The organism is Pantoea sp. BL1 (assembly GCF_000963985.1).
Classification (GTDB): domain Bacteria; phylum Pseudomonadota; class Gammaproteobacteria; order Enterobacterales; family Enterobacteriaceae; genus Pantoea; species Pantoea rwandensis_B.
The window spans coordinates 84,738-96,329 of sequence record NZ_JZRH01000012.1; the positions used below are offsets into that span (position 1 = coordinate 84,738).

Annotated in this window: 11 protein-coding genes; 9 read left to right on the top strand and 2 right to left on the bottom strand. The window is 53.5% G+C overall.

Going from position 1 to position 11,592, the window contains the following annotated elements; all coding sequences use genetic code 11:
- Positions 1 to 131 precede the first annotated feature (131 nt).
- From VH86_RS07925 to VH86_RS07940, 4 genes are all read left to right on the top strand, one after another.
- Positions 132 to 1,163 carry a LacI family DNA-binding transcriptional regulator gene (locus VH86_RS07925; protein WP_045832488.1) on the top strand — a complete coding sequence of 344 codons (1,032 nt, stop codon included), beginning with the start codon at positions 132 to 134 and terminating at the stop codon, positions 1,161 to 1,163.
- Between the two features lie 109 nt (positions 1,164 to 1,272).
- On the top strand, positions 1,273 to 3,387 hold the full coding sequence (locus tag VH86_RS07930) for a TonB-dependent siderophore receptor (protein ID WP_045832489.1): 2,115 nt from the start codon (positions 1,273 to 1,275) through the stop codon (positions 3,385 to 3,387).
- 11 nt (positions 3,388 to 3,398) lie between these two features.
- Entirely contained in the window at positions 3,399 to 4,406 is a 1,008-nt protein-coding gene (locus VH86_RS07935; protein ID WP_045832490.1) for an ABC transporter substrate-binding protein, read from the top strand.
- Positions 4,407 to 4,741: 335 nt separating this feature from the next.
- Complete coding sequence (locus VH86_RS07940; RefSeq protein WP_045832491.1) at positions 4,742 to 5,800, top strand: acyltransferase; 1,059 nt, start codon at positions 4,742 to 4,744, stop codon at positions 5,798 to 5,800.
- Between the two features lie 40 nt (positions 5,801 to 5,840).
- On the opposite strand, the gene VH86_RS07945 is transcribed toward VH86_RS07940, so the two are convergent.
- The gene (locus tag VH86_RS07945) at positions 5,841 to 6,164 is read right to left on the bottom strand and encodes an AzlD domain-containing protein (protein ID WP_045832492.1); all 324 of its coding nucleotides are present in this window, start codon (positions 6,162 to 6,164) and stop codon (positions 5,841 to 5,843) included.
- 1 nt (position 6,165) lies between these two features.
- Positions 6,166 to 6,906: an AzlC family ABC transporter permease gene (locus tag VH86_RS07950; protein WP_045832493.1), complete on the bottom strand. Its 741-nt coding sequence runs from the start codon at positions 6,904 to 6,906 to the stop codon at positions 6,166 to 6,168.
- Between the two features lie 104 nt (positions 6,907 to 7,010).
- Here VH86_RS07950 and VH86_RS07955 point away from each other — a divergent pair, with 104 nt between their 5' ends.
- The 5 genes from VH86_RS07955 to argE all read left to right on the top strand — a co-directional run bounded on the left by VH86_RS07955 (position 7,011) and on the right by argE (position 11,548).
- The gene (locus VH86_RS07955; RefSeq protein ID WP_045832494.1) at positions 7,011 to 7,844 is read left to right on the top strand and encodes an AraC family transcriptional regulator; all 834 of its coding nucleotides are present in this window, start codon (positions 7,011 to 7,013) and stop codon (positions 7,842 to 7,844) included.
- A gap of 223 nt (positions 7,845 to 8,067) precedes the next feature.
- Positions 8,068 to 9,126 (top strand): nitronate monooxygenase family protein, encoded by a 1,059-nt coding sequence (locus VH86_RS07960; protein ID WP_045832560.1) that lies wholly within the window; start codon positions 8,068 to 8,070, stop codon positions 9,124 to 9,126.
- Between the two features lie 144 nt (positions 9,127 to 9,270).
- The gene (locus VH86_RS07965; RefSeq protein ID WP_045815588.1) at positions 9,271 to 9,705 is read left to right on the top strand and encodes a RidA family protein; all 435 of its coding nucleotides are present in this window, start codon (positions 9,271 to 9,273) and stop codon (positions 9,703 to 9,705) included.
- Positions 9,706 to 9,707: 2 nt separating this feature from the next.
- The gene (locus VH86_RS07970; protein WP_045832495.1) at positions 9,708 to 10,382 is read left to right on the top strand and encodes a DUF1028 domain-containing protein; all 675 of its coding nucleotides are present in this window, start codon (positions 9,708 to 9,710) and stop codon (positions 10,380 to 10,382) included.
- A 14-nt stretch (positions 10,383 to 10,396) separates the two neighbouring features.
- Positions 10,397 to 11,548 (top strand): acetylornithine deacetylase, encoded by a 1,152-nt coding sequence (gene argE, locus VH86_RS07975; protein WP_156150570.1) that lies wholly within the window; start codon positions 10,397 to 10,399, stop codon positions 11,546 to 11,548.
- Positions 11,549 to 11,592 lie beyond the last annotated feature (44 nt).

Genomic DNA, 11,592 nt, shown 5'->3' on the forward strand with positions numbered 1-11,592 from the left:
TTAGATATTTGAAAGTGTGATGTTGATCGATTATGTGGTGAGAGACATGCGCTCGATACCGTGAAAAAAATCTCCGCATAATTCGCGACTTAGGTACACTTCAGCGATACAAGCGTAAATCAGAGTGAAAAATGGCAACCATAGTTGAGGTGGCAAAGGTCGCAGGTGTTTCAAAAGCCACGGTGTCACGTGTGCTCTCTGGCAATGGGTATGTCAGTGAAGAGAAGCGCGAGAAGGTGTTTCAGGCCATCGCGGAAACCGGCTTTCGCCCCAATTTACTGGCGCGGAACCTGGCAACGAAGTCGAGCCAGACTATTGGCCTGGTGATCACCAACACCCTCTATTCCGGCAGCTATTTTACTGAGCTCATGCAGCATTCCGCCCGACTGATGGAGCAGCAGGGGCGACAACTGCTATTGGTGGATGGCAAACACAGTGCGGAAGAGGAGCGTGCTGCGATTCAATTTCTGCTCGATTTGCGCTGTGACGGCGTCATCATCTATCCGCGCTTTCTCACTCCCGATGAAATGGACGCCATCATTGATCAGCACCCGCATCCGATTTTGGTGATCAATCGCCGTCTGCGGCAACACGACAGTTACTGCATTTACGCCGACCAACAGCGCAGCAGTGCCGACGCTGTGGAAGCGTTAATCAAACGGGGTCATCGTGACATTGCCTTTATCACCGGTTCGCTCGATTCACCCACCGGACGGGAGCGCCTGGCGGGTTACCACTCGGCGCTGGCAAAACATCAGATTCCTGTGCAGCAAGCGTTAATTATTGAAGGGAAGTGGCAGGCGCAAAATGGCGTGGCGGCGGTGGACACGTTGTTGAAACAGGGCAGCCGCTTTAGCGCGTTGGTGGCCAGTAATGACGATATGGCCGTAGGGGCGTTAAAAGCGCTGGCCTCAAACAACATTGCGGTTCCGGCACAGGTATCCGTGCTGGGATTTGATGATATTCCACTGGCCCCGTTTACCGTTCCGTCGCTCTCCAGCGTGAAAATGCCGGTAACGGATATGATTCAGGAAACGCTCTCACGACTGGTCTCCATGCTCGACGGGGGCGAAATGCGCAATCGCCAGCGCTTTTCTGGTGAAGTGGTGATGCGAGAATCCATCGGCCCCGGGCCTTTCGCCCAAAAAACAGTGACGGATTAGTAATATAACGCTGATAAACAATAGGTTGACGAATTTTATCGATATATAATCGAAAATATAGCGATAGTCTTACGCGTTCCCCCTTTTTGTCAGTCATCCTGGAAATGTCATGTTTATCAAGCGTATCACCCTGGTGAAAACAGGTTTCACCAGTGCCATGTTATTGTCCTCCGTTCCGCTGTATGCCACATCCGAGCAACCGACACTTGCTGTTACTGCTTCTGCAAATCAACCCTCTGCGGAAACCGATAAAAAAGCCACCCTGGGCAATCTTGGTCAACAGGAAGTGCGCAATACGCCCTGGTCGGTGCAAACCGTGTCACCTGATTTGATGAAGCGCCAGCAGTTGAAAAGTGTGAGTGATCTGTATCGCTATCTGCCCTCGGTGCAGGGAGAGGGCGCGCGCCCACAAACGCGAGGCATGCAGGGAAGTGTGGTGCAGAACAGCATGATCGATGGGCTGAATGTGGTGTCGACCACCGACTACGCCGCCGAGCAGTTTGATCACATTGAGATATTGAATGGTCTTGCTGGGTCTCTATACGGTCCGGCCAACCCTGCGGGCTTATTCAATTTCGTTAGCAAACGCGCCAGTGACGCACCGCAGCACGCCATTACCGTCGGCGCAGGCACCGGATTAACCCATCAGTTGGCCGGCGATTTCAGCGGGCCGCTGGATAGTCATGATCGCCTGCGTTATCGCCTTAATGTCCTCGATGACGAGGGCGATGGCTATGTGAAAGGCAGCAAAGTTCGCCGTCAGCTGTTCAGTCTGGCGCTCGATGCCAATTTGACTGACCAAACGGTACTGGAAACCAACTTTAGCTATTACCACTTTTACGACAAAGGGCTGCCGGGTAAATTTGCGCTTGGCAAGGGTTTGTCATTCCCCTCTGCACCCGATCCGAAAACGGCGCACCTGGGGCAATCTTATGCGGGTGATGACAACCACACGCTGACCGCTGGCCTGCATATCAAACATGATTTTAACGGAAACTGGCAGGGGGAAATCGGCGTTTTACGCCAGATTGCCGATCGCGAATCCACGGCGGTGACCAACACCTTCACCGACAGTCATGGCAATTACACCACAACCACTTCGTCTGCCACTGCCAGCCGCTTTACGATTAACAGTTACATGGCCAATTTGAATGGGGAAGTGGACACCGGCTGGATTCATCATCAAATCTCTACCGGTGTGCGCGGTTTTGTCTGGAAAAACGATAATCCGCGCAACGGTGCGACTTCGACTTTGGGCAGCGCTTCGCTGGATAATCCTCAGGCATTTGACGAACCGAATTACCCTGATTTTACCGACCGCTACCATTCCGCCACAGCGACCCAGCATGCATTTCTGCTCAGTGATAATCTGCAGTTCTCCCCGCAATGGAGCCTGTTATTGGCGGGCAGTGAGAGCCTGCTCAGTTCGTCTAACTACAGTAAAACCGGCAGCCGCAGCAGCGATTCAGCCAACAGCGGATTCAGCGGCGCTGCCAGCCTGATGTATAAGCCTGTGGATCCCCTGACGTTGTATGTCACCTACGCTGACAGCCTGCAACAAGGGGATATTGCGCCGGCCACAGCCAATAATGCCGGTGCCATTCTGGCACCGTATCGCAGCCGCCAGGTGGAAGTGGGCAGTAAGCTGGCGGTGAATAAACTGCTGCTAACCGCCGCGCTGTTCCAGATTAAACGCCCGTTTGCCTATACCAACAGCAGCGGCGATTACGCTATTGATGGCGAACAGCGGAACCGTGGGCTGGAACTGATGGCGGATGGTGATCTCTCCGAACGTTTGCATCTGTTTGGTGGCATGACGTGGTTAGATCCGCGTCTGCTGGACACCGCCAGCACGCAAACCGATGACAAGCAGATTGTCGGCTTGCCGCGTTACACCGCCAGCCTGTTTGCCGCTTACGATTTGCCGATGTTCAGCGGTACCGACATTCACGGCGGCATGCACTACGTGGGGCGCCGCACCACTGACAATCAGAATGACGGTTGGGTCGGCAGCTATACCACGCTGGATGCCGGTGCAGCTTACAAAACGCATCTGTTCGATACCGCCACGACTTTCCGACTTGATGTCACTAACCTGACCAACCGTCATTACTGGACCAATATTGTGCCCGGTGGTTTGAACGGATACAGCGGGGTAGGCTATGCCAGCGCTTCCCTCGGCGCGCCGCGAATGGTGCAGGTCTCCATGCAACTTAACTTCTAAAGGAGAGAACGATGAGCAATATGTGGCGTCGGTTATTACCGATGTTGATGGTGAGTACATTGGCTTCAGCCCAAACGGTGATTGATGACACTGGCAATCATGTCGAAATCAGCAAACCGGCGATGCATATTGCTGACGCCTGGTTTGCGCATCACTCGTTATTAATGACCCTGGGGGCGGGGGATCGCATCGTGGCCACGGTGAATCATCCTGCTGACCGACCGTGGATGTTTAAAGTTCAGCCGTCTCTTCATCAGGCATTGCAGGCGAAGGGAAAATCTTTCGCCAGTGAAGCGCTGGTGGTGCGTCACGTTGATGCCATCTTTGTTCCAGCGAATGATCCTGACGCAGAATCGTATCGACTTGCGGGTATTCCGGTACTGGCATTGAATTTCGATGATTTCGCGTCCATGAAGCGTTCACTGATCACGACAGCGCAGGTGGTGGGCACGCCAGAGGCGGCGAAACGAGCAGAAGCTTATAACCGCTACCTTGATCAGCACATTGCTGACATCAGCGGGATAACGGCGGATTTAAGTGAGGCACAGCGTCCACGGGTGTTGCATATCCAGTCGCTGCATCCACTAAAAGTCGATGGGCGCAATACGCTGATTGATACCTGGATTCAACTTGCGGGTGGTCATAATGTCGCTGCGGGTATTAACGGTAATATGAAGCCCATTTCGCCTGAAGAAGTGATTCGCTGGAATCCTGACGTCATCATCATTGGTGCGGGCGCCGGATCGCTGGCGGATTCAGAGTTTAAGACATTGTTTGGCAGCGTAAAAGCCGTTCAACAACATCGTGTGTGGCAGAACCCGGCAGGGGTGTTCCCGTGGGATCGTTACGGCACCGAGGTCGCGCTCCAGATTCAATGGGCCGCCAAACAGTTGCATCCAGCGTTGTTCCCACAGCTTGATTTGGTGAGCGCTACGCAGGCGTTTTATCGTCAATTTTATGACTATTCGTTGACGGCGGATGATGCGCAGCGAATTTTACAGGCGCTGCCACCGGAATAAATCGCAATTCTCTAAAAGGTGTCATATTCAATTCATTAACGCCATTATTGAAAACCGATGAACAAACCCGTTATCGCTCTGGTTATAGCTGGTTTGTTATTTGTCCAATATAAGGGTTAATTAAGTAGAGCCACGATGATATGCGCTGATAAATAGCCGGTTTTGGATGGATCCTAACTGGATTAGGCAGTCCAGTGTAAAGTGATGCTTGGTAATATATACATTAACAGATCGTGTATTAAGTGAAATTTTAATCAGACTAAGTCTTATTGTGAGTAAAGAACTGTCAGTGCTAAGTTGAGTTTACACATCCGGACATCTTTCCTGAGGGAATTATGCACGCACGCATCAAGCATCTTGACGGAATGCGCGGTTTAGCCATCTTGATGGTCATTGGTTACCACGCCTATGCACGCTGGCCAGAACTCTTGCCCTATACCAAACTTACACAACATATTCCTTTATTTTCATTCGGCTGGCTTGGTGTAGAGTTATTTTTCATGATATCGGGCTTTGTCATTTTTATGACGCTGGATAAGTCAGACAGCTATATCAGCTTCCTAAAAAAACGCTGGCTACGCCTGTTTCCGGCCATGTTGATTGCCAGTTTGTTACTTTATGCTGTGGGTGGGCTTTTCCCTGAGTGGTCAGTGATGACGCCGTATGTCAGGAATCTGCTGCCTGGGCTGATCTTCACCAATCCTGAAACGCTGACACAAATAACCGGTATTGAATTTAAATCGATGGCTGGCTCATTTTGGTCGCTGTACGTGGAAGCCGTATTCTATCTGATCATTGGCGCCATCTATTTTACTCTGGGACGAAAATATTGCTTGCCGGGCTTGCTGGTACCCATGCTGCTGTTATCTGCTTCGTCGGTATTAAAATCGTTAGGCCATCCCATTTTTATCGATGTTATCGCTAAATTTGGTTTTATCCACTACGCGTGGTTTATGATCGGTTGTCTGGTGTATGAAAGAATGCATGGCTGTGACAAAGGCTTTCATTATGCGGTTGTGGTTGTCGCGATGCTCATTAACTTCAGCTACTACGTTAAAAATGCGGGTGCCCTCACGGTCATTCCCTTATTGCTGGTCATGCTTTTCTTTATTGCCAGTTTTTATTCAAAACAACTGGAACGTTTGTTATCCGTTCGATTTTTCACTGCAATAGGTTTTGCCAGTTACGCTTACTATCTGATACATGAAAACCTCATGATTGCCATACTGATTAAAATGAATGTGCATATCAGAAGTGAAACAGTCATGCTGCTGATGCCGATTGTGGTCGCCGCAGGACTCTATTATTTGGCCTGGTTTATCACCAAATATCTCGAACCGGCGTTGAGAAATATGTTGATGGGAAAACAGACACCTGCGCCAGAGGCGGGTTGATATCACGGTGCGGAATGCATTCCGCACCCATTGTTTCACGTTATAAACCAAACCCATAACGCAGCGCAGTATACGCCACCATGCCTGCCAGGACGGTGGCAAACAAACCGCGCGTGACAATGCCGGTGATCGCCGCAATTAGCGCCGCCAGTAATGATAAACTCAAGCCAGAAGGCGTTAATGCCGGTTTTTCGATTAATTCGGCCGTGACAATGGCCGCCATGATGCCCGCCGGAATAAAACTCAGCCACTGTTGCGCCAGCGGAGCGAGTCGGAAGCGGGAAAGCAGCAGAATCGGGCCGACACGCATCACGGCCGTAATCAGCGCGGCCACCACAATGGTCATCAGGACATTCCGTTCCATATCAGTTTCCATCCTTGTGCTGCATACGTAACAGCAGCGTGGCTAAACTTGCGGCAATCGAGGCGGCGATGATGACGACCACGCTGAGATCGAGATGTCCCGCAGAGAAAAAGGTCATCAGCACTGCGACCACAATCGCCAGCGTCTCCAGCCATTTACGGCGACTGGCGAACCACGTCATTAAAATTAGTCCAATGAACATCGAAACCAGACTGAAACTCAACCCAGCCATCAGTGATTCGGGGACGGCAGAAGCGGCATAAGCGCCAATCACGCAGGCAATAATCCAGTTCAGCCAGGCGGGCAGGTTGAGACCGAACATCCAGGCGAAGGCGATTTTGCCGTGTTGACTGCCGTGCTGTACTGCGACGCCGAAGGTTTCATCGGTGAGCAGCAGGCCGCTGACGACTTTTTGCCAACTGCTTTGGCCCCGGAAAAACACGCTAATCGCCGAACTCATCAACAAATAACGCAGGTTAACCAGCATGACGCTCAACACCACCGAGGTCATTTCTGCCCCCGCGGCCCACAGCGAATAAAATAAGAACTGCGCCGAGCCGGTGTAAAGCAGCGTGGCCAGCAGCGCGGTTTGCAATACGGAAAAACCGGCCAGCGTACCAATGGCACCCGCAGCAAAACCGATACTCAGATAACCTGGCACGGTAGGTAAACAGGCGATAAAACCCGCGCGAAAACTCAGCGGATCGCTGTGTTTCGGCAGGGTCTGACTCTTCGACGACATAACAATTTTCCAAAACCTTCTCAACAGATGCACCCATTTTAAGCCACTCAGTTCAAGGCTATAGTAAAATCCTGCTCCCGGAGTACATCAGCGAAGGATTTGTGATGCAGGAAAAACGTGATGACATCAAATTGTGGCGTGACCGTGCGATGCACGGCGGTATGGAAATCCTGCGTGCGCGCTGTTACGAGCACAGTTATCCGCCACATTTTCACGATGAATTTGTGATTGCGGCATTTGCCCGAGGGGCACAACGTACCCGCATTTGCCGTCAACAGGGCATTGCCGCCGCTGGCACGGTGATGGTGATTCTGCCGGGAGAAGTGCACACCGGAGAAGCGGTGCAGCGTGAGGAAGGCTGGGATTACTGCGCATTCTATCCTTCAGCCGCTCTGGTCAATGAGATTGCGGAGTCACAGATCGCGGGCAAAGGCGAACTCAATTTTGGAGCGGAAGGGATGCGTTATGATCCGCTGCTGGCGCAGCAGATGCTGCAAGCTTCCGCCGTGATGCAAGAAAGTCCGGACGCTGTGGAAAAAGAGTGTGCGTTGTTTCAGGTGCTGAGCACGCTGATCCGTCAACACGGCGAACGCACGCTCAAGGGCGGCGAGCGGCACGCGTTACGGGCCGACATTCGGCAGGCGATCGATTTCCTGCACAGTGATTACCATCAGCCGCTGGCGGTCAGTGAAATCGCTAGCGTTGCCGGGTTAAGCGAATACCATTTTATGCGCACCTTCCAGAAGTTGACCGGCTTATCGGTACATCAATACCTCACACAGATTCGCCTGATGCGGGCAAAACGACTGTTGTCACAAGGCTTCGATGCCGCGCACACCGCCAGTGAAGTGGGCTTCTTTGACCAAAGCCACTTCATCAAGAAGTTCCGCGCCCATTTTGGTATCACGCCAGGTGCATTTGCAGCGGCATCGCAGTAATGGATTAAGGACATTGCCATGATTTCCCGCCATAAACCCAATGAACAGGCGACGCCGCTGTCGGTCGGTTTCGTCTTGCTGAACCGCTCTACGCTCCTGCCGTTCGCGGCTTTTGTTGATTGCCTGCGTTTGACTGCGCAATCAGATAAATCATGTTTAGCAAATGCCCCGTCTTGGTGCTGCTTAAGGCTGAATCATTAAAGGAGTAACGATGAATAACAATATGATGAACGCTCTGTGTCAGGCGCTTCAGTTGCAATACCCGCTTATTCAGGCGCCGATGGCGGGCGTCTCCACGCCTGAAATGGCTGCTGCCGTCTCCAATGCCGGTGCGCTCGGTTCAATCGGCGTGGGGGCATCCACTCCTGAGCAGGCAGCAGTGATGATCGCGCAAACGCAGGCGCTTACCCATGGCCCTATCAACGTTAATCTGTTTTGCCATGCACCCGCAGAACGGAATGTTGCGCGTGAGCAGGCGTGGATAGATCGCTTTGCGCCGTTGTTTGCGCGCTATGACGCCGCGATACCTGAGGCGCTCACCGAGATCTATCAAACCTTCCTGAATAATGACGCGATGCTCAGCGTCATTGAGCAGTCGGCACCGGCAGCGGTGAGCTTTCATTTTGGTCTCCCTTCAGCGGCAGTCATTCAGCGACTCAAGGCGCGAGGGATCGTCTTACTGGCCACGGCGACCAGTGTGGCGGAAGCCTTGACTGTCGCGCGCAGCGGGATTGATTTCATCGTGGCACAGGGGATTGAGGCGGGCGGGCATCGCGGGCATTTTGATCCTCAGGCTTTCGACCATCAAATGTCGACGTTCACGCTGGTGCAGGCAATCCGCCAGCACACTGCGCATCCACTCATCGCAGCGGGGGGCATCATGGATGGCTCGGGTATCGCTGCCATGTTGCAACTGGGCGCAACCGGTGTGCAGTTGGGCACTGCCTTCGTGTTATGCCCGGAATCAGCAGCGAACGCGGCTTATCGCGCGGCAATGAAACAGGCCAGTGCAACCGGCACCGAACTTACCGCTGCGATTTCTGGTCGTCAGGCGCGCTGTTTACGCAATGATTTCTGCGATTTCAGCCGTGACTTCGCGGCCAGTGATGTGCCGGATTATCCGTTGACCTATTCGCTAGGCAAAGCGCTGGCTGCTGCCGCTGCGGCGAAACAGCACCACGGCTATGGCGCGCAGTGGGCTGGGCAGGGAGCGGCGCTGGCGCGAGAAATGCCTGCAGGGGAACTGGTGTCATGGTTGATGAATGCGTGCCAGGGCGAATAAAAAGTCTATCTGCCTTTCGTGGCAGATAGCATCTGATTCACCGGATTAGGATTTTCAAAACCAACACCTCGGTTAATGCTGTTTTGTCTGCCGCGCGCCGCGCGGTATACCTTGCGTGACATCCACACATCTTCGCAGGCAGACATGAGCACACATACACGCATCCGCAAATTCAACACCAAAGAAACGTATCCTAATCAAAACCTCGACAACGATCTTTGCCAAGCTGTGCGTGCCGGCAATACCGTTTACGTACGCGGGCAAATCGGTACTGACTTCGAGGGCAATCTGATTGGGCTTGGCGATCCGGCGGCACAGGCCGATCAGGCGATGAAAAACGTGAAGCAACTGCTGGAAGAGGCGGGCAGCGACCTGTCACACATCGTCAAAACCACCACCTATATTATTGACCCACGTTACCGCGAGCCGGTTTATCAGGTCGTGGGTAAATGGCTGAAGGGCGTGTATCCGATCTCAACCGGGCTGGTGATTTCAGGGCTGGGTCAGCCGCAGTGGCTGATGGAAATTGATGTGATCGCCGTGATCCCGGACGACTGGCAGCCACAAGCAGGAGCCTGATTATGACGTTATCGATTGTTGGGCGCTGTGCCGAGACCGGTCAGATGGGTATCGCCATTAGTTCATCCAGTATTGCCGTCGGCGCGCGCTGCCCTTGGCTGCGCACGCAAGTTGGCGCCGTTTCCACGCAAAACATCACCTTGCCGGCGCTGGGCCCACGCATTCTGGATCAGCTGCAGCAGGGACAGTCTCCTCAGGCTGCGTTAGCCGCCGGGTTGGCGTCGGATGATTATCATCAATACCGCCAGATCACCGTGCTGGCGGCTGATGGGCAAAGTGCCTGCTTTAGCGGAGATAAAACCCTAGGCATAAACCATATGCTGAGTGGCGTGGATTGCGTGGCGGCAGGGAATTTACTGGCCAATCCCGAGGTGATCGTCGCGATGGTTAACGCCTTTGAGCGCAGCGAGGGGCACCTTGCCGATCGCCTTCTGTGTGCCATGCAGGCCGGTATGACGGCGGGAGGCGAAGCCGGGCCGGTGCATTCGGCAGCACTGTCGATTGTGGCTGAACCTGTCTGGCCGATCGTTGACCTGCGCATTGACTGGACGGAGGCCGATCCCATCGATGAACTCAGCACATTGTGGCAGGCCTATCAGCCACAAATGCAGGATTACGTGATCCGCGCGTTGGATCCGACAAAAGCCCCCAGCTATGGCGTGCCGGGCGACGAGTGATGCAAGGAGCTTCTATGGTGACCAGCCGTACGTTACTGGCTCAGCTGGTGGCATTTGATACCACCAGCCGGGAGTCCAATCTGGCGCTGATCGATTTTGTCTGGCGCTATCTGACCGATCTGGGTGTGAACTGCGAGCTGATTCATAACGCTGAGCGCAGTAAAGCCAATCTTTATGCCAGGCTCGGTCCTGCTGGCAAGGGCGGTGTAATGCTCTCAGGGCACAGCGATGTGGTACCCGTGGATGGGCAAACATGGAGCGTTCCGCCTTTTACGCTGACCGAGCGTGACGGCAAGCTTTACGGGCGCGGCACCGCGGATATGAAGGGCTTTATCGCCTGCATGCTGGCGGCCGTGCCGCATTTTCTGGCACAACCTCTTACTCAGCCGCTGCATCTGGCGATCTCTTATGACGAAGAAGTGGGTTGTCTCGGCGTCCGAACCTTACTGGAGGCTTTAGCGCAGCGCCCGGAAAAGCCGGATATTTGCCTGATCGGCGAACCCACCGAGCTACAACCGGTTTTAGGCCACAAAGGCAAACTGGGCATGCGATGTGAAGTGCAGGGCGCGGCGTGCCACTCTGCATATGCACCGCAAGGCGTGAATGCTATCGAGTACGCGGCAAAATTGATTCATCGTCTAACCGAGATCGGTGAGCGGCTGGCCGCCCCGGAAAATCAGGATGCGCGATTTAACCCGCCTTACACCACGGTGCAAACCGGCGTGATTCAGGGGGGACGGGCGCTGAATATTGTGCCGGCAGAGTGTTGTTTTGATTTTGAAGTCCGCACCTTACCCAAAGATGATGCGCAGCAGGTGGCAGATGAACTGGAACATTACGCGCAGCACGACCTGTTGCCTCGCATGCAGGCAGTGAATCGCGACACTTCAGTTCGTTTCACTCCTATTAGTGGTTATCCCGGTTTATATACTGACGCGCACAGTCCCGCCGCGCGTTTGGTTGCGCACCTGACCGGCTCCGATCGCTTTAGCACGGTGGCTTTTGGCACCGAGGGCGGCTTATTCCATCAGGCTGGTATCCCGAGTGTGATCTGCGGTCCTGGCAGTATGGCGCAAGGGCATAAACCCGATGAATTTATCAGCCTTGAACAGCTGAGCGCTTGCGATGCCATGTTGCGGCGGTTAGCGGAATGGATGTGTCTTTAGAGTGACGTTGTCACTCATCACGATTCCCTTTTAAGTCGCCCCTT